The following is a 14,720-nucleotide window of genomic DNA, read 5'->3' as shown; positions in this document are numbered from 1 at the left end:
CAAGGGGCTAATTAGGCTCCTTGTTTTTGTTTTGCAACTAAATCTTCTGCGTAGTATGGTCTCAATATATCTTCAATTGTAAATTCTTCATTTTTATCTCTATTGAAAAACAGTTCGAATGGTGTTTCAGATGGTCTTTCTAAACGTAATTCAAATGTATATGGTGCTGTCATGATACTTACGGCACAATCACTGCCGATATAGCTACCGTTATCTGTTTGAATATGCTTTACAAATATTGATATAGTCAGTAATAACTGACTGTTATGTAAGTATGCATCTAAACATTGATATAACTGTTCATGAACGGAATGACCATTGTCTTGATATTCTGCTTCTGTAATTAAATCAAAATTATCTTCATAAAAATGAATGAGTCGAGGTAGCCTATCTCCTAAGTACATTTCCTTCCATAATAAATTTGATTGCAATAGAAGTGGCTTGTGATTTGCATGACGATTTCGAATTGATTTTATATGTGAGCCATAACCAGTCCCTAAATTATCAAAATCAAAATCAATTAAATCTTCTTCACCAAAAACACGCAATTCATCGTTTTGCAACTCGTATATATCAAAGAATAAACCTGCGTAAAAAGCGAGTTGAGATAAATCAAGTTCCTTTCCAACAACTGCTTCAATAAACATCAAAATATGTTCTAATTTTTCTCCAGTCATTTTTGTAGCAAAGACCTTTTTCATTTTAGGTTCAGTTTGATAAATTGTAAATATTTTAAACTTATTTCCATATAATCTTTTTCCATTCACTGTTTTCATTACAGGGTTTAGTCCTCTGTAGTAGGAGTATATAGCATGAAGGTTTTCTCTGATGCATCTTGCATTATTATCATCTTCTTGTTGAAAATAATTACTTGCTTGTATGTACCGTTGCAAAACTTGCTTATAGGATTCCTCAGAAAAGGAATCTAATGATATATCAATCCCTTTTAATATCGTTTCTTTTGCTATTTCATGAACAGAGAAGAAAGACAACTCTTCTAACTGGCTATATTTCATATTGAAATCTTTAATTAATTCAAGCATTTCTTTATCCATTATCATCACCTCAATTTTATTTTTTATATGTTATTGATAAAGATAAGTGAATATTCCTCATACATTTCTCTATCGCATATGTATAAATCAAAGGAAATGTTCTTTAAACTTAAATAAAAAAAGAACCCTTGGTACTATCATTGGGGCTCTTTAATCTGGTCTTTTATGGTTACTACAAATAAAAAAATTATTAAAATACTGGCACTTGAGAAATAGGAGATGTCAAAATATAGATTTTCTCTACAAATTCTCATAGAAGAGCAGAGAACTAAAATGAAATAGATAAAAAACAGAAGTTTAATAGAAGAGGGGAAGCCCTTAATTTTTTGTAAATCTATTTTGTCTTTCATTTTTATAGATTCCCTAACCGATAATAGTTTCCATCACGCTTTTCCCTTAAATCCCATACTTTAGAATAGGCTTCCTTGAACGTTAAACCTTTTTCTAATTGTACAACTTTTCCTGATTTGTCTTGCATAAGAATCCCATCTTTTTTTGGTTCTGTCATGTTATTCATCCTCTCTGATATATCTAATCTATTAAAATTATAAACATAATTATTTACTATAGTCAATTAATAAACTTAATCAAGTAAGGTATTTTTGATATTAATAATTGTTTCAAAGATGCGTTTTCTAATAAAAAAGACCTTTTCTATGAATATAGAAAGGGTTTTTAACAAAAAATTCATGCCGTTATTTGGCTGGAAGAAGAGTATATGACGGCATATTCTTTTTTCGTGTAAAGATATTCATATCGAGCTTTGGTAACTGCACCGATTAAGGAAAGGGTATTGCCACCTTTGTATTTTTCCTTGCTCTTGATATTAGACGTTTTCGGTAGTACTGTGCCTTCTATATGGACAGTTGTATATCCGTTATCTTTCCTTACAATAACGTGTACACCGTCCCAATTCGAAATCTCTGAATGTATTTTATAAACGGAAGCGTGTTCTGATTTACTAAGTAAATGAATCAAATCAACCATTTTTATTCTCCTTTTTTTCAGAATCTTTATTTTTGTATACAAAGAAAAATGCAATAATGCAAAGCCACCATAGGAATATAGCAACTGCATAACTCTTTAGAGCATCTATGAAGTTAGAAGCTCCAAGCATAAGATTGATACCTGATTTTTCTTTCATAGTTCTTGCAAAAATCATAGATAGTAAAAATAAAAACCCTGCCAATAAATACAACTCCCCGATAAACACCCACATAAGTATCCATCTCCTTTCTTAATTAAATCCATCCACCTCGATTGGACATACAAATAAATGCAAATAAAAGTAACCACCATAAGAAAATAGAGAGTGCATAACATTTCATTGCATCTATGTAGTTATTTTCTCCGATTTTGAAATCTGGTTTTTCTTTATCACGTATTGATTTTGTAAATATCATTCCAAATGTAAAAAGAATTCCTACTGAAACATATATGATGAAAATCTGGATAAATAGTTCCATGCCATTCACCTACTTTCTTATCTTGTTTAAATCCAACCACCACGACTCTGTGCAATAATGGCACAAGCAATGGCGATAGGCCATGCAAAAATGGAAATGCAATAGACTTGTATAATATCCACGAGTTTTGTTTCGCCAAATGTAAAATCTGGTTTTTCTCTATGACTAATGGAATTAAGGATAATACCTACTAATGGAGTTAGACATCCAATTAATAGATAAGTTTTTGCAATGAAAAAGAATGTATCCATATACATCACCTACTTTCTATTCTTCGTTTAGCTTTTTCATAAATCATGTCAAATATCATTTTCGCCAGTCTTCTCTGTGCAAGAGGGATATTAATGTTATTTATTATATGCAGATTACGTTCTAATGATTTTCTTTCTTCAATTGATACGTAAACCTTATTTGTCATATCCATCCTCTACACTTTCAGGTACTCGTTTAATATCCATATAAAACGTTCCTAAGAGTGGGTCTTTCGAAACAATATAGACTCTTGTTCCCGCATATGTCACGTTTTTAATAGATTCATTATCTCTCAATAAATCGGATATTTCTTCTGCTAAATAAGACCGATGATAAAGAGAGTTAATAGATAAGAACTCGCTTTTTGTAATTCGAGAATCTTCACGGTGATTAATTTTTTTAAATAAAATAGAATCATCCTCATATGAAATATTTAATACCTCTGCCCATTGTTTAGGAGTCAAGATAATAGGGGAAGAGGGTATATCTGTCCCTGAATTTGTGACATTCACTTTCTTTTTACCTAAAATAGATTTTAAAAATCGAAACATCAGAACCAACGCCTTTCCATTAAATACAAAACCCCTCCGAAACATAAACCTATATACTTAAATATTTTTTTATTAAATTGAATTTATTTAAATAAAACATAAAGAAACCATTTACATAAAAACAATATAAATAGAAAACGGTTTTTGTTATTTCTTGATAAATTAATATCCTTATAAATAGATTACTATTTTTCATTGACTATTGTCAATTTAATTTAGGTCATAGAAATAAAAAAGTCCTTCACTTAAAAAGGTGAAAGACTCATTGAATAATTTATGGTAAATGTTATTCAGTAAGAAAAGACTCTTTTTCTAAAGAGTCTTTTCTTACGAACTTGTGGTAGATTGTATTTTCGTAGCCCAGAAGTTTTTAATACGCTTTTATGAACACTTTCATACAAATTATAACATTTTTAATGAGCGACATTCAACAATATTTCCTATATATATAAAGTGTCTTTATTCTGAAATTATTTCTTTTTTCGTATTGAAATTTGATGATTGCATTTCTTTCAAAAACGCAGGTAAAATACAACTCAAATTCCCATCATCGAATTGAATAACCAGTGTATTTACATTTTTTTCTTTGCCAGACTCTTGATAACCTGCAATAGTTACAACAAACTGTTTGTTATCTCTTTTGTATAGGAAATCTTTCTTTGGTTTTGCGTTAAAGAATCCCCATTCTTTACACTTTTCGACGTAATGTTCTTCTGTTACAAAAGAAATATATTCGCCTGTGGGAGGAATGTATTGAGTTGGAATATGTTCATCCATTGTAAATAAATTGTATTCCATGTTTTTTCTCCTATTCAGTGAATGTAGCATACAGAGTTTCTACTTTTTTCAAATGTTGTTTATCCATCACACGACCAGTTGTATTCAGTTGAATGAAATATTCTAATTTCTGTTTTTCTGTTAGTTCATTTTGACTTTCGGCTAATGAAATAGAGTAGTTCCCAAAATGATTCTGGTCCCGTTGTGTTAATTGGCTAAAGTATTTTCCTTTGTAAGTGATTCTATCTTCAAAAAACTCTTGTAATGCAGATAGGCGTTGTTTTCCATCTAAGACTTCATACACATCGCCTTCGTATCCTCTAAAAACGAGAACGAATTTACCAATTTCTACGTGATTAAAAATGCTATCAATTAAAGATTCTTTGTCTTCTTGAGACCATACATAATCTCTTTGATAAAAAGGTGATGTATCAATACCTAAATGGTATAACTTGTGAAGAAGAGAATTGACAGTTACTTAAAAAAAATCCAAGCGAACATTATCTTCTTTAACAAAATTCGTTGCAGATTCATCAGGAATAGCTCTTACCTTCATCCACTCAAACCAAGCAATTCTCTCTGTATATTTATGTTCTCCTCCAACTCTAAAACTTTTCTGATAAGAGATTTCATAAAAACGACCATCATCGTAAACAGCTTCTACTTTTGCATTTCTTAAATGACTAACATTTACGGTATCTCCAATTTTATGTTGATAAGAAGGAGTGGGAGTGAATGCCCGACCTGTTCTAAGCTTATGTAGCTCTATTTCTCTTATTTCTTCAATTGTTAATGGTTTGCTTTCTTCTGTTTTTCGAGTTTTTCTTGGCATGTTTATCACTCTTTTCTTTACTAATTAACTAAGTAGTATCCTTAGTGCAAATACCTCCAAAACTTTTTCTGGTGTATCTGGGTTGCAAGGAACAAAAACTTTATATTTCTCATTTTTAAAAATAATATTTACATATTTTCCGTACATGCTATCTCCTTGTATCTATCTGTAAAATCTAAGGTGATTATCACCGATAGTTCTGTTTGTCACTTTATATTTATGATATAATCATTAAAAACTATAGTCAATAATTTTATATATAATAGTAAAAAATAAATTACTAAAGTGATTAGAGAGAATGGAGAGGTATTCTTTATGAATGAAAATCAAGCAAAAGCAAAAGAGTATATTAGGAAGCTATCAAAAGGATTAGTAAAATCTTTTTGCTATACGATATTGGTGAAAAGATTCAATCTATCAACGCAAGAAGCCATTGAAGTATGTAAAGAGCTTGTATCTGAAGGATTATTGGTTCAGAAGAATGATGTTTTATGCTATGAATGTTATCGAGTAATGGACTCGTATGTAGAAGGTGAAAAATCAAAGATTTCATTTCCCTATGATTGTGATTTATGTGGATTTGAACATGAAGAAATAGAGGATGCTTTAGAAAAATCGGATTCTTATCAGTTTGTCAAAAAGGGGGCGTGAGAGATGAAAGAGTTTGCATTTGATAAAGAAAAAGCAATTGCATTAGCTGAACAATTAGGTCTTACAGTGAAGTTGAATTCGAATACGCCTGGTATTTACTGTAATGGTAAAGAAGTGAATGTAAAAGAGATATTCCCTGAATTAAAGAAATTAGAAGAAGATACGTGTCTAATTTTATCAGAAGATGAAGCGGTAAAACATCAATCAGAATGGGAATACCCTGTTCTAATTCGCATTGCAGATAAAGATGGGGATTTACCTCCACTGGATAATCAAAATCAATACAAAGGGATATTAGAACTCTATTTCTATGATTTACGAATAACAGAAAAAGAATGGAAAGATAGAGAGTTGGAACAATATCCTATTTTTACAGATTTACAAGCATATCAGTTATTTTCATTCGTTAGGCAACATAAGGGGGCGGATTCCTTTGTAATTCATTGTGGAGCAGGGGTAAGTAGAAGTCCTGCAATTGCAATTGGTGTAGCCAAATATTTAGGAGATGCTGATTTAGTAAAAAGGATTATGGATAACAATAGATATTCACCTAATAAACACGTAATAAATGTGATAAGTGAAATGTTATGAAGATAACCCTATAAAAGGGTTTTTATCTACAAAAATCTTTAGAAAGAGGTACTAAATATGACAATAAGTATAAGCAAACAAAAATTAAGAGAAATTGGAGAGAGATTTTTCCCGATTAGTAGTAAATTGTATGTAACTATTTTTGTAAGCGAGCAGAACAAAATAATTATACGAGATAAAACGGGTGTATATGTAAATCAATTTCTTCCGTTTCCTACAATCTTACTGGTGGGTTCTGGCAAGGAGTGGACTCTAAAATGTATAGGGCAATCTTCAGATTATGAATGTATACTTAACTAAAAAAATATCGAATTAAACGACCACTTACCTTCTTTTTATTGTAATATAATAATGTAATACTTAATAATACAGGAGGTTTGTATGAATAAAGAATTAAATATGATTACCGAAAAATATCAATATGATAAAAGCATTCGTAAACACGCAGAGAGATATTTTGACTTTCATCAAAGAAGTAGCATTCATAGAAAAATCGAAACAAATGAAGATGTGTTGTTAGAAAAAAACGGGATTGAAAACAGGTTGCAAACTTATAAAGAAGTGTATCCGCTTATTTCTCAAGATATAATTGATATAGAGCGGTCATTAGCGAGATATGAGATTGCAGTAGGGAAAGTAATCCAATGTCCTTGGAATTTCTCTTTTTCTGCACAAGAGGTGTTAAATTTCATTACGAATATATCAGTCTATGAAGAAGAGATTTCGCATTTTCGTATGAGACATGCGTGTCAAGATTAACAACAGATTAGAAGAGACCTACACAGGTCTCTTTTTATTTTCTATAAATTAATGGTTTCAGTGCAAAAATCGTTTATTCCAGGACATTTTATTTGTGCTTAGAGCTACTACACGAGTTGTTAGAGCAGAAAAAAGTTATAACATTCCTCTTCTGTTTATATTATTAACTAAAGTCAATAATTAAGAAGGGGGAATTAACATGAAAAATAATAGTTTATTTGTTGGAACTGATAAGGAGAAGAAAAAGAAAGTCTTTTTAAAAGAATCGAGTAAAGGACTTAACACCTTGATAGTAGGCAGTGTAGGTACTGGAATATCAGGGATGTTTCACATACCAATGATAAAACAAGATATAGAACAAAAGAATCATGGTGTCACAGTCTTTGATAACCAAGGGGATGTAGCAAAGGTTGCTTATACATTAGCGAAAAGTAATCGAAGAAACGTGATTTATTTTAGTCCCTACCTTAAAAATGTGAAATTTAACCCATTAAGGGGAGAAGAAGAATTCGTTATTAATCTGATGAAAAAAATAGTGAAATGGGAAGGGAGAGATACCCCTAAATTTTTCTTAGACACACATGAACGTATATTAGAAGCATCTATCAAAATTCTAAACAAAATTTTTGATAATCATGTTACATTACAAGAATTAAGTGATTTTGTTAACAATACAAATAGAAAAGGAAAAGAATTATTTGATTTATATTGCTCATTAGAGGATGCTGATAGTCTTACTGTATTGTATATTGGAAAATATTTTGAAGAAGGCAGTAAATCATTTGAGCATAATAGTGGATTGAGAATGATGTTGTCTCGCTTAACAACAAACGCTAAAGTTTCTCACATTTTTAATACGAAGGAAAAAGGTGAGTTTGAGGAAATTGATTTTGTTAAACACATCAAAAACAAAGAAGTTGTTATCTTTAATTTGGAAGGGTATTCCTTAGATAAGGATATTGCGAGAATGCTCCCGCAATTAATATCTGGTGTATATAAACAAGCATGTATTTGTAACAAACGAAATAATGGAAAGAATAACAATAATTTGTACGTTAAAGATTTAAATGCTTGGATGAATGGCTTTGAGGATTTCTTTTCAATTAATTATGCAATGGATATTTCAATTATTGCTGATATCCAAAGTCTGTCATTACTAAAAATGAATGTTTCTGATTATGAGAATTACTTAATTGCTAATTTTAAAAATTTCATTTTAATGCCAGGTCTAAATCCTCAGGATATAAATGTATTCAAAGAATATTTTGTAATGGGTAATGAAATTCCTAAACTATATTTGTTAGAGCATGGTGAATTCTTCTTTTATCATTTCAATGATGAAGTTCCAGGGTTTGTAGAAAAAAGATTTTGTAAAGGAAGCCTTTTATCAAAGGAAGACCATGTTTTTATTGATAAACGTTGGAAACGATACAAAAGGGAATTTGAGAAATTAGAAAAAGGAATTGCTCTATAAATGAGTAATTCCTTTTGGTTTTTCCCTCTTTAACTTTGAATAACTCTTTGAAATTTATCAATACTACCATCATCACACCAATTTAAATTAGCACTTTTGGAAGTCGCCAATTTGAAGGATCTTTTTTTCCAATTGTAATCGAATTTAAAGGCAAATCCAACACAGTTACCATCTGTAACAACTTCCCCTTCTTTTATATCAGTTGTCAGCCTATACATCCCTGTTATTATTGCACGATTAATACTATCTTTTTGTTCTCTTGTATAAGAATTATATATATCCCACATAGTTACATACTCTGTATCATGCATTTTACGTTTAGATGGTGTTTCGCAGTCCATATAGTATTTTACGGTAAGCTCGCCTTCTGGAAATTTATCTCTGTTTATTTTATGTAGTACCCAAACAACAACTTTCTCATGTTCTGGTAAAATTACTGGTACATTCAATTCTTTTTTCATTTTATTCACTCCTTCATTGTATAAATCTCTTATCCTATGCTTCTTCTTTTAAAGTGTACTTCGATAAATCAATATCTACTTTATTTCCATTTTCATCTTCAACCCATTCGCCTCTATAATAACAATTTTTCATATTTTCAATGATTTCATCAATAGAATCAAATCGCATAGATTTTTTGTAAGTACCCTCATCTCCCCATTTTGGTGTATTAATCCAACATAATGAGTAAGAATTTTTCATAATAAAACACTCCTTGTAATTATATTTTTTAAAATACCAGATATGTAAACTCTTTTTATTATAGACTGTTCATCAATTTATATAAATATTCTTTAAAAGAGAGGTTGTTGACGATTAAAAAAATCCCCACTTTAAACTATTCTAAGTGAGGGTTTAATTCTTTAGATAATTCCATTCTGCCATCTCTCCGTAGTCTTTTTTCAGATGAGCGACTAATAAATTAAAAATCTATTGCCATGTGTAACCCTTTTTCTTGAGATTTGTAATATCTTCAGTGCTTAATTCTTTAGTGTCTTCTAAATAATCTGCCCACTCGTTTGAAAAATACAATTCTGCGTTAGTTCCGTTTAACTTAATTAATACATATGCAGGTGGTCCTGATACGAAAAAGTCAAAATCAGATTTTCCTGATGTGCTATGTTCACCATCAATATCAAATAGTTTTTTTAAAATGTTCTCCTCAAGGTAATCCAAATCCTCCATAAAAATCCCTCCTAATTTGATTTGTAAAAGTATATAAAATTAGAGAGCATAAGAGCTCTCTAATCGGAATGTTTTATTTCAGGAACAACGGCCACTTCAACATCAATTTCAAAAATCACATAATTCTCTCCATCTGCTCCACGAATGACTTCTCCAATTACAAATGGGCGATTTTCAGTAGGGAATGAATATTGACGAATATAGTTGTTACCTTCTTGTTTGTATACTGCTACTGTTCTTTCTGTGACCATATTGAATCACCTCTTTATTTTTATTAGTAAAATAGTTTCTATTTCTTATACGCATTTCGTAATCGTTTTACGCTATATTTTTATTCGTTTTATTAATCTAATATTATCTTTGCCATATCAGATATTCGAATTACATAGGGTAGGAATTGAATCATTTCTTTATCTTTTTGATTATCAATATCTACTCGCCATAAATATAAAGACTTGGTGTATTGAATTTTGTTAAAGAACCATCCTTGCTTATTTAAAAACTCAATAAATTGATTTTCTTGTTGTAAATCAATCTCAACTTTCAAACTAATTTCTGATTGGGAAGGGTCATTCACTTTACGCCATCTTACAACTGCTTTTTGGTTGTCAGGGTATGTCCATTTAACCGATAATTCCTGTTGAATAGAAATAATGGACGTTTCTAATTCATACATGTTTTTAGATGTGATTTTTTCGTCATGGAAATTACCGCATCCATCAAAAAATCTAATTTTTGTTTGCATTCTATTTTTCACTCCTAAATAAACGCATTACACATTTAAAATAATGAGCTATGATTACGCTATTTTTGACCGTTAATCGAATTTGAACTTTCATTTTTTATGGATTTAGTTTATCATTATTTATATACTATAGTCAATGAAAAAAGAGGTGTTTCCGAATGGTTAAACTGAGCGGAATAAGCAAATTGAAATTCATTTTTAACTTCTATATGAAAGACAAGGGCATCGGATTATCAATCATATTTGGAGCCGTTATAACGATATTTCTCATACAAATATATACAAACACAACGGATTGGATAATGATGACAATGCTTATATCAATTTTAAGTATTGGTTTCATTATTGGGTTTGTTCATTGTTATAAGGTAATTTCGCCTATGATTGACGATTATGAAAAACGTAGGTATTTAAAAGAAAAATATCCAGATTTAATATATAAATTCAACAAAATTAACTAAGAGGGAGATGTGCGTTATGTGTAAAAAACAAATGATTGTTTCACCGCAATTCACAAGGGATATACAGAACTGTTTATTTTGTAATGAGGTAGCAGAAGTGCATGTGCAGGTAATAGATATGGGGTTTAAAGTATCAGGACATTTTTGTAAGAAGTGTGTAAATGAAATGGAATTAGAAAAGATTGAGTTTTGTCCGTTTCAAAACCTTGTATCTGTTTTGAGAAAAAAAGGAATGCAAGAGTGGATAGTGGTTACGAATAAAAAATATGAAAATAATAATGTGGTTTTTAAAAAGATACGTTTTCGTAAAAATTCGAGATATTTTATCGAAATGGAAGTCGTATGTAGTGGCGAATTAAATCGCACTATGGTTCATGAATCTGATTTTAAATTAATGTTAGAAGATATTGTTTATGGAAATTGGTTCATTGAAAAAGAGAAAGAGGGGGAAAGGCAATGAATATCTTAGGTTTTATAGCAGATGTAATAGCAGAAAGATGTATGGGATGGAAAGAGATAGAAAGACCGTTTAGTGAGGAAAATTGGAATCCTATTCGTGTATATGTAGATAAAGATGGACAAGAAATCATGGCAGTTCACAAGTTTAATCCTATGAGGAAAGAAGAGCAAGCTTTTATGATTTTGGATGAATTGAAGAAACAACATGTGAAATTTTCAATTGGAGTGAATGAAAAACAAACGGCCTATACTTTTAAAATATTTGATAAAGGGAAAAACGTTATACATGAACGAGAACATGTAGACCTAATAGCTGTTATTTGTTTAGGTGTTCTGGAGTGGGCAGGTATTACTATTACATCTGAAATTGCTGGGACTGTCGATATTGAGGTAATTTCCTAAAATGAATGAAATGAAAACATATGATGTAATTCTACATAATACGAATGATGAAAAAAATGATATAGATGTTTGGATAGTTATAGAATGTTTGAATGGCACAAAATATCGAATAGAAGATATCTACCTTTCTGTAGATGATATAGATAATACATTGCAATTGATAAGAAAGACGATGAAAGAAGCAGTACAACAAAAATTACCATTGTCCATTACTTACGCAAGAAAAGATTGTGATGAGAATCGCTATCTTTGTATAGATGGAAGTCAAGTTCTTTCTTTTCAAGTGCTTGCTTCAGATATTAAGAGTAGAAAACAAAAAAATGTATCTTAAGAAGAATCTGACATGTATTACATAGAAAGAGAGAGATTCATATGAATAATATAAAAATACCTTACTTTGTAGCTATAGAAATCCAAGAAGCGAAGCAACATGTAATATCTACTGTAGAAGTTTTGAAAAGATTCTATAATAAATCTCAAGACAATGAAGAATTAAAATCCTGGCTAAAAATTGAAGGGAACTCAGTAAAATTATTTGTTGCAGTTGAAGAAGATTATGATGTTGAATACATGGACATTTTTGGTGCAATGGAAAAATTAGAAGCAGGATATATTTGTTGTTGCATTCAGGAAGGGATGAATACATATTACCGATTTAATAGTGCGAGTGCTGTTTATGAGCAATGGTTTAACGAAAATAATAAGCATGTAGATGGATGGATAATGATAGACAGTAATTCTCTTAAAAAGTTAAAAACTGATTGGTATGTAGTTCCAAGGCAATGTGCAGAAAAGTTGTTCATAAATTTAAAATAATGGCTAATGTAGATTGTTAAATAAAAATGAATGGGGTTAATTATATATGTATAAATATGCTGAGAAATACGGAAGTATATATTTGTTTGATGAAAGGGGAGAGGTTCTGTTTGAAATGAAAGAACCTGCCATTCTGTTTGATAGAAACTTTTTTACTCGTCATCAATTAGGTAATAAGAAAGACGTTGAAAAGTATTATGAGGAATGCATAGAAAAGTGTAGGGTAGCAAACAGCACCTTATATGAAGATTGGATGATTATGGATTTACCAAAAGATGTAGAGTTGCTGAATAAGTTATTACATACGATTGATTACATGCAGGTCTTCTTACGGAAAGAGGGCTTAATGGAATTAATAGAAAAACAACAGTAGATAATAAAGGGAGAGATAGAAGTCATGGAATGTTATCATAACGCAATTTCGCTTGAAAAAGGATACCCTCAATGTTTGGATTGTGGCAAAGAGTTTAGAAATGGAGAGTTAGGGAGAATTCGAAAAGAGCGAGAGGATAAATGTAGTCATCCACGTTTAGAGCATGGATATGCATCTAATTCACCTACGTCTTGGTGTCCTGATTGTGGAGGGTATTTCAGCGATTTAGAACTTAAGAAGATGAAAAATAAGCAGTTAAAGAAAGAAGAGATTTAGCTGTATGATGAAAGATTTTAGGGGCGTTGAAATAACTCATGTTCGTACCACAATGAGAATGAGAGAGAATGGGAAAATCCTCTTGTTTGAATATGACAAGGAATATGAAATTGAAAAAGTAACGAAAAAATATATGTATGTTCGAAATGAATTAGGAAATTTAGACTCATTTTCTTTGGATATGCTATCTCCTATATATTACGAGAGATTTTTTGTATTGGTAACACCAGATAATTTTTATGAAAGATTTTACGAAGCACAAAGGAAAGAAATATAACAAAAAAGATGACTTCTTGTAAGCCATCTTTTTTATATACTCTGTACATCTTTTAAAGTTATTCCCTGCCTTGGGAATCTATCTTTTATTTCCTTATAGCTTTTTAATGGTTTTCTCGGATATAGTTTACTATCAATTTTCCCAATCCTCCATATATTATTCGATGTAAAGAAAGCATCAGATATGGGTATCTCAGAGTTCATTAACTTAGAAACAGTAGTCTCATTTACTTCGCTGAATAATAATTCTCGAATGGTTATTACTCCAAAGTTATTTTGTTTTGAAGTGTCTTGTAAAAGATAAACCAAATACGTTTCATTTTTATAATTCAACTCCCAAATAATTGGTTGAGAAATTTCTAAGATGACTTTTTTTTTAACAAAGGGATGATTTGTTTGTTCCCTAAAAATAGCGTCAAATAATATAGCATCCTCTATCTGTAAGTTCATATGCCAGTCCTCCTATTAGATACTTTATTATTTTTGTAAAACCCACAAAGCATTATCTGCAACAAAAGGTGTCATTCTTAATGTTCTTTTTTTGCCAAATAACCATCGAATAGAACCATCCTCATATTTCTTCACACAATAAGCATTGTTATATGCAGGACATAAGTCTAATTCATTTGTGCGTGGGCTATTCATACACTGTGCAATTTGCCCAACTTGTATTGTTTGAATCATCGTAGCAGTTGACACACCGTTTGAATCGAAGTACACATTTAGCAAATCAATTGCCTCTGAAAAATGTCCAATTTTATTTTTAAGCATTTGATATGAGGAAGAATCCTTATCAAGTTGGGATAGTTTCTTTTCTAATTCACTTTTAATTTCTTTTAATCTATTAATCGAATCTTTACGCTTCATTCTGCATCATCCTTTCTTTTTTGTTTTTTCTTTCTTTCTTTTTCCTCGTAGTTTGACTCAACTACAACTTTGGTTCCATCTTCATGGATTTCAATTAATTGGTTATTCGAAACTGCTCTAATTGGTTTTGTCATATCACCATCTTTAACCATATCCATTAATTCTCGATACAAACCAATGAAAGAATGGTTATTTCCTGCAATAAACCCATCATAATCTGCACCAATCGCCCAAAACATCATTAAATGTTGCGTTGGATATTTTAGTTGCCAAGAGCAAATCGTATTGTAAAATATATCAAAAAAATTCTTTATTTGTGCATCAGAATAAGAAGAGGGGTTACTTTCTATATCGAGAAGGATGTTGTTTTGTCTATGTAACCAATCTGTTTCTTCAGCGTTTGTTTGTAAAGCCATTTTCATTCCCCTTTCCATTACTTCAAAATAGTAAGT

Annotated in this window: 30 protein-coding genes; 12 read left to right on the top strand and 18 right to left on the bottom strand. The window is 30.6% G+C overall.

What is annotated here, in order from left to right; translation table 11 throughout:
- Positions 1 to 11: 11 nt before the first annotated feature.
- The 10 genes from MHB52_RS33025 to MHB52_RS32980 form a co-directional block, all read right to left on the bottom strand.
- The gene (locus MHB52_RS33025) at positions 12 to 1,055 is read right to left on the bottom strand and encodes a hypothetical protein (RefSeq protein WP_061662274.1); all 1,044 of its coding nucleotides are present in this window, start codon (positions 1,053 to 1,055) and stop codon (positions 12 to 14) included.
- 352 nt (positions 1,056 to 1,407) lie between these two features.
- The gene (locus tag MHB52_RS33020; protein WP_172796972.1) at positions 1,408 to 1,563 is read right to left on the bottom strand and encodes a hypothetical protein; all 156 of its coding nucleotides are present in this window, start codon (positions 1,561 to 1,563) and stop codon (positions 1,408 to 1,410) included.
- Positions 1,564 to 1,742: 179 nt separating this feature from the next.
- The gene (locus tag MHB52_RS33015) at positions 1,743 to 2,042 is read right to left on the bottom strand and encodes a hypothetical protein (RefSeq protein ID WP_061662275.1); all 300 of its coding nucleotides are present in this window, start codon (positions 2,040 to 2,042) and stop codon (positions 1,743 to 1,745) included.
- Positions 2,035 to 2,244 carry a hypothetical protein gene (locus tag MHB52_RS33010; RefSeq protein ID WP_253703048.1) on the bottom strand — a complete coding sequence of 70 codons (210 nt, stop codon included), beginning with the start codon at positions 2,242 to 2,244 and terminating at the stop codon, positions 2,035 to 2,037. The genes MHB52_RS33015 and MHB52_RS33010 overlap by 8 nt, the downstream gene beginning before the upstream one ends.
- Before the next feature lie 52 nt (positions 2,245 to 2,296).
- Positions 2,297 to 2,521, bottom strand: coding sequence for a hypothetical protein (locus MHB52_RS33005; protein WP_061662277.1), 225 nt, complete (start codon positions 2,519 to 2,521; stop codon positions 2,297 to 2,299).
- A 26-nt stretch (positions 2,522 to 2,547) separates the two neighbouring features.
- Positions 2,548 to 2,772, bottom strand: a complete 225-nt coding sequence (locus MHB52_RS33000) for a hypothetical protein (protein ID WP_253703050.1) — start codon at positions 2,770 to 2,772, stop codon at positions 2,548 to 2,550.
- Between the two features lie 156 nt (positions 2,773 to 2,928).
- Positions 2,929 to 3,324: a hypothetical protein gene (locus MHB52_RS32995; RefSeq protein ID WP_061662279.1), complete on the bottom strand. Its 396-nt coding sequence runs from the start codon at positions 3,322 to 3,324 to the stop codon at positions 2,929 to 2,931.
- Between the two features lie 459 nt (positions 3,325 to 3,783).
- A complete protein-coding gene (locus MHB52_RS32990) occupies positions 3,784 to 4,122 on the bottom strand; it encodes a hypothetical protein (protein WP_061662280.1) in 339 nt (112 codons plus the stop codon).
- 10 nt (positions 4,123 to 4,132) lie between these two features.
- Positions 4,133 to 4,537, bottom strand: coding sequence for a DUF262 domain-containing protein (locus MHB52_RS32985; RefSeq protein WP_277996095.1), 405 nt, complete (start codon positions 4,535 to 4,537; stop codon positions 4,133 to 4,135).
- A 42-nt stretch (positions 4,538 to 4,579) separates the two neighbouring features.
- Positions 4,580 to 4,933, bottom strand: a complete 354-nt coding sequence (locus MHB52_RS32980) for a hypothetical protein (protein ID WP_253703055.1) — start codon at positions 4,931 to 4,933, stop codon at positions 4,580 to 4,582.
- A gap of 315 nt (positions 4,934 to 5,248) precedes the next feature.
- On the opposite strand from MHB52_RS32980, the gene MHB52_RS32975 reads away from it, so the two are divergent.
- The 4 genes from MHB52_RS32975 (at position 5,249) to MHB52_RS32960 (ending at position 8,408) form a co-directional block, all read left to right on the top strand.
- Positions 5,249 to 5,584, top strand: coding sequence for a hypothetical protein (locus tag MHB52_RS32975; RefSeq protein ID WP_061662281.1), 336 nt, complete (start codon positions 5,249 to 5,251; stop codon positions 5,582 to 5,584).
- Between the two features lie 3 nt (positions 5,585 to 5,587).
- A complete protein-coding gene (locus tag MHB52_RS32970; RefSeq protein ID WP_061662282.1) occupies positions 5,588 to 6,175 on the top strand; it encodes a hypothetical protein in 588 nt (195 codons plus the stop codon).
- A gap of 381 nt (positions 6,176 to 6,556) precedes the next feature.
- On the top strand, positions 6,557 to 6,934 hold the full coding sequence (locus tag MHB52_RS32965; RefSeq protein ID WP_061662284.1) for a hypothetical protein: 378 nt from the start codon (positions 6,557 to 6,559) through the stop codon (positions 6,932 to 6,934).
- A 199-nt stretch (positions 6,935 to 7,133) separates the two neighbouring features.
- Complete coding sequence (locus tag MHB52_RS32960) at positions 7,134 to 8,408, top strand: hypothetical protein (protein WP_061662285.1); 1,275 nt, start codon at positions 7,134 to 7,136, stop codon at positions 8,406 to 8,408.
- A 29-nt stretch (positions 8,409 to 8,437) separates the two neighbouring features.
- Here the strand turns inward: MHB52_RS32960 and MHB52_RS32955 are convergent, their stop codons facing one another.
- From MHB52_RS32955 to MHB52_RS32935, 5 genes are all read right to left on the bottom strand, one after another.
- Positions 8,438 to 8,869, bottom strand: coding sequence for a hypothetical protein (locus MHB52_RS32955; protein WP_061662286.1), 432 nt, complete (start codon positions 8,867 to 8,869; stop codon positions 8,438 to 8,440).
- A gap of 34 nt (positions 8,870 to 8,903) precedes the next feature.
- Complete coding sequence (locus MHB52_RS32950) at positions 8,904 to 9,110, bottom strand: hypothetical protein (protein WP_061662287.1); 207 nt, start codon at positions 9,108 to 9,110, stop codon at positions 8,904 to 8,906.
- Positions 9,111 to 9,338: 228 nt separating this feature from the next.
- The gene (locus MHB52_RS32945) at positions 9,339 to 9,593 is read right to left on the bottom strand and encodes a hypothetical protein (RefSeq protein ID WP_061662288.1); all 255 of its coding nucleotides are present in this window, start codon (positions 9,591 to 9,593) and stop codon (positions 9,339 to 9,341) included.
- Positions 9,594 to 9,652: 59 nt separating this feature from the next.
- On the bottom strand, positions 9,653 to 9,844 hold the full coding sequence (locus MHB52_RS32940; RefSeq protein WP_061662289.1) for a hypothetical protein: 192 nt from the start codon (positions 9,842 to 9,844) through the stop codon (positions 9,653 to 9,655).
- A gap of 92 nt (positions 9,845 to 9,936) precedes the next feature.
- Positions 9,937 to 10,338 carry a hypothetical protein gene (locus MHB52_RS32935; protein ID WP_061662290.1) on the bottom strand — a complete coding sequence of 134 codons (402 nt, stop codon included), beginning with the start codon at positions 10,336 to 10,338 and terminating at the stop codon, positions 9,937 to 9,939.
- Between the two features lie 158 nt (positions 10,339 to 10,496).
- Here MHB52_RS32935 and MHB52_RS32930 point away from each other — a divergent pair, with 158 nt between their 5' ends.
- From MHB52_RS32930 to MHB52_RS32895, 8 genes are read left to right on the top strand one after another with little or no spacing between them, the layout of a single operon-like run.
- Positions 10,497 to 10,799 carry a hypothetical protein gene (locus MHB52_RS32930; RefSeq protein WP_061662291.1) on the top strand — a complete coding sequence of 101 codons (303 nt, stop codon included), beginning with the start codon at positions 10,497 to 10,499 and terminating at the stop codon, positions 10,797 to 10,799.
- Between the two features lie 16 nt (positions 10,800 to 10,815).
- The gene (locus MHB52_RS32925; protein WP_061662292.1) at positions 10,816 to 11,259 is read left to right on the top strand and encodes a hypothetical protein; all 444 of its coding nucleotides are present in this window, start codon (positions 10,816 to 10,818) and stop codon (positions 11,257 to 11,259) included.
- Positions 11,256 to 11,660 carry a BC1872 family protein gene (locus MHB52_RS32920; RefSeq protein ID WP_061662294.1) on the top strand — a complete coding sequence of 135 codons (405 nt, stop codon included), beginning with the start codon at positions 11,256 to 11,258 and terminating at the stop codon, positions 11,658 to 11,660. The genes MHB52_RS32925 and MHB52_RS32920 overlap by 4 nt, the downstream gene beginning before the upstream one ends.
- A gap of 1 nt (position 11,661) precedes the next feature.
- Positions 11,662 to 11,991: a hypothetical protein gene (locus MHB52_RS32915; protein ID WP_061662296.1), complete on the top strand. Its 330-nt coding sequence runs from the start codon at positions 11,662 to 11,664 to the stop codon at positions 11,989 to 11,991.
- 41 nt (positions 11,992 to 12,032) lie between these two features.
- On the top strand, positions 12,033 to 12,476 hold the full coding sequence (locus tag MHB52_RS32910) for a hypothetical protein (RefSeq protein ID WP_061662297.1): 444 nt from the start codon (positions 12,033 to 12,035) through the stop codon (positions 12,474 to 12,476).
- A gap of 46 nt (positions 12,477 to 12,522) precedes the next feature.
- Positions 12,523 to 12,849, top strand: coding sequence for a hypothetical protein (locus MHB52_RS32905; RefSeq protein WP_061662298.1), 327 nt, complete (start codon positions 12,523 to 12,525; stop codon positions 12,847 to 12,849).
- A gap of 24 nt (positions 12,850 to 12,873) precedes the next feature.
- A complete protein-coding gene (locus tag MHB52_RS32900; RefSeq protein WP_061662299.1) occupies positions 12,874 to 13,125 on the top strand; it encodes a hypothetical protein in 252 nt (83 codons plus the stop codon).
- 4 nt (positions 13,126 to 13,129) lie between these two features.
- Complete coding sequence (locus MHB52_RS32895; RefSeq protein ID WP_061662300.1) at positions 13,130 to 13,402, top strand: hypothetical protein; 273 nt, start codon at positions 13,130 to 13,132, stop codon at positions 13,400 to 13,402.
- Between the two features lie 32 nt (positions 13,403 to 13,434).
- Here the strand turns inward: MHB52_RS32895 and MHB52_RS32890 are convergent, their stop codons facing one another.
- The 3 genes from MHB52_RS32890 to MHB52_RS32880 are packed head-to-tail and all read right to left on the bottom strand — an operon-like array spanning position 13,435 to position 14,684.
- Positions 13,435 to 13,851, bottom strand: coding sequence for a hypothetical protein (locus tag MHB52_RS32890; RefSeq protein WP_061662302.1), 417 nt, complete (start codon positions 13,849 to 13,851; stop codon positions 13,435 to 13,437).
- Positions 13,852 to 13,878: 27 nt separating this feature from the next.
- A complete protein-coding gene (locus MHB52_RS32885) occupies positions 13,879 to 14,268 on the bottom strand; it encodes a hypothetical protein (protein WP_061662303.1) in 390 nt (129 codons plus the stop codon).
- Entirely contained in the window at positions 14,265 to 14,684 is a 420-nt protein-coding gene (locus MHB52_RS32880; RefSeq protein ID WP_253703057.1) for a hypothetical protein, read from the bottom strand. Before MHB52_RS32880 ends, MHB52_RS32885 begins: the two co-directional genes overlap by 4 nt.
- Between the last annotated feature and the right edge of the window lie 36 nt (positions 14,685 to 14,720).

It is taken from the genome of Bacillus sp. FSL K6-0073, from assembly GCF_038006085.1.
Taxonomy (GTDB): domain Bacteria; phylum Bacillota; class Bacilli; order Bacillales; family Bacillaceae_G; genus Bacillus_A; species Bacillus_A cereus.
The sequence above is the reverse complement of the archived record's forward strand: the minus strand, read 5'-3'. Positions and strand labels throughout refer to the sequence as shown.

What these genes read in the sequence shown, in the direction of transcription:
- MHB52_RS33025 (WP_061662274.1), bottom strand. Translation starts at nt 1,055, where the DNA reads ATGGATAAAGAAATGCTTGAATTAATTAAAGATTTCAATATGAAATAT.
- MHB52_RS33020 (WP_172796972.1), bottom strand. Translation starts at nt 1,563, where the DNA reads ATGACAGAACCAAAAAAAGATGGGATTCTTATGCAAGACAAATCAGGA.
- MHB52_RS33015 (WP_061662275.1), bottom strand. Translation starts at nt 2,042, where the DNA reads ATGGTTGATTTGATTCATTTACTTAGTAAATCAGAACACGCTTCCGTT.
- MHB52_RS33005 (WP_061662277.1), bottom strand. Translation starts at nt 2,521, where the DNA reads ATGGAACTATTTATCCAGATTTTCATCATATATGTTTCAGTAGGAATT.
- MHB52_RS33000 (WP_253703050.1), bottom strand. Translation starts at nt 2,772, where the DNA reads ATGGATACATTCTTTTTCATTGCAAAAACTTATCTATTAATTGGATGT.
- MHB52_RS32995 (WP_061662279.1), bottom strand. Translation starts at nt 3,324, where the DNA reads ATGTTTCGATTTTTAAAATCTATTTTAGGTAAAAAGAAAGTGAATGTC.
- MHB52_RS32990 (WP_061662280.1), bottom strand. Translation starts at nt 4,122, where the DNA reads ATGGAATACAATTTATTTACAATGGATGAACATATTCCAACTCAATAC.
- MHB52_RS32980 (WP_253703055.1), bottom strand. Translation starts at nt 4,933, where the DNA reads ATGCCAAGAAAAACTCGAAAAACAGAAGAAAGCAAACCATTAACAATT.
- MHB52_RS32975 (WP_061662281.1), top strand. Translation starts at nt 5,249, where the DNA reads ATGAATGAAAATCAAGCAAAAGCAAAAGAGTATATTAGGAAGCTATCA.
- MHB52_RS32970 (WP_061662282.1), top strand. Translation starts at nt 5,588, where the DNA reads ATGAAAGAGTTTGCATTTGATAAAGAAAAAGCAATTGCATTAGCTGAA.
- MHB52_RS32965 (WP_061662284.1), top strand. Translation starts at nt 6,557, where the DNA reads ATGAATAAAGAATTAAATATGATTACCGAAAAATATCAATATGATAAA.
- MHB52_RS32960 (WP_061662285.1), top strand. Translation starts at nt 7,134, where the DNA reads ATGAAAAATAATAGTTTATTTGTTGGAACTGATAAGGAGAAGAAAAAG.
- MHB52_RS32955 (WP_061662286.1), bottom strand. Translation starts at nt 8,869, where the DNA reads ATGAAAAAAGAATTGAATGTACCAGTAATTTTACCAGAACATGAGAAA.
- MHB52_RS32950 (WP_061662287.1), bottom strand. Translation starts at nt 9,110, where the DNA reads ATGAAAAATTCTTACTCATTATGTTGGATTAATACACCAAAATGGGGA.
- MHB52_RS32945 (WP_061662288.1), bottom strand. Translation starts at nt 9,593, where the DNA reads ATGGAGGATTTGGATTACCTTGAGGAGAACATTTTAAAAAAACTATTT.
- MHB52_RS32940 (WP_061662289.1), bottom strand. Translation starts at nt 9,844, where the DNA reads ATGGTCACAGAAAGAACAGTAGCAGTATACAAACAAGAAGGTAACAAC.
- MHB52_RS32935 (WP_061662290.1), bottom strand. Translation starts at nt 10,338, where the DNA reads ATGCAAACAAAAATTAGATTTTTTGATGGATGCGGTAATTTCCATGAC.
- MHB52_RS32930 (WP_061662291.1), top strand. Translation starts at nt 10,497, where the DNA reads ATGGTTAAACTGAGCGGAATAAGCAAATTGAAATTCATTTTTAACTTC.
- MHB52_RS32925 (WP_061662292.1), top strand. Translation starts at nt 10,816, where the DNA reads ATGTGTAAAAAACAAATGATTGTTTCACCGCAATTCACAAGGGATATA.
- MHB52_RS32920 (WP_061662294.1), top strand. Translation starts at nt 11,256, where the DNA reads ATGAATATCTTAGGTTTTATAGCAGATGTAATAGCAGAAAGATGTATG.
- MHB52_RS32915 (WP_061662296.1), top strand. Translation starts at nt 11,662, where the DNA reads ATGAATGAAATGAAAACATATGATGTAATTCTACATAATACGAATGAT.
- MHB52_RS32910 (WP_061662297.1), top strand. Translation starts at nt 12,033, where the DNA reads ATGAATAATATAAAAATACCTTACTTTGTAGCTATAGAAATCCAAGAA.
- MHB52_RS32905 (WP_061662298.1), top strand. Translation starts at nt 12,523, where the DNA reads ATGTATAAATATGCTGAGAAATACGGAAGTATATATTTGTTTGATGAA.
- MHB52_RS32900 (WP_061662299.1), top strand. Translation starts at nt 12,874, where the DNA reads ATGGAATGTTATCATAACGCAATTTCGCTTGAAAAAGGATACCCTCAA.
- MHB52_RS32895 (WP_061662300.1), top strand. Translation starts at nt 13,130, where the DNA reads ATGATGAAAGATTTTAGGGGCGTTGAAATAACTCATGTTCGTACCACA.
- MHB52_RS32890 (WP_061662302.1), bottom strand. Translation starts at nt 13,851, where the DNA reads ATGAACTTACAGATAGAGGATGCTATATTATTTGACGCTATTTTTAGG.
- MHB52_RS32885 (WP_061662303.1), bottom strand. Translation starts at nt 14,268, where the DNA reads ATGAAGCGTAAAGATTCGATTAATAGATTAAAAGAAATTAAAAGTGAA.
- MHB52_RS32880 (WP_253703057.1), bottom strand. Translation starts at nt 14,684, where the DNA reads ATGGCTTTACAAACAAACGCTGAAGAAACAGATTGGTTACATAGACAA.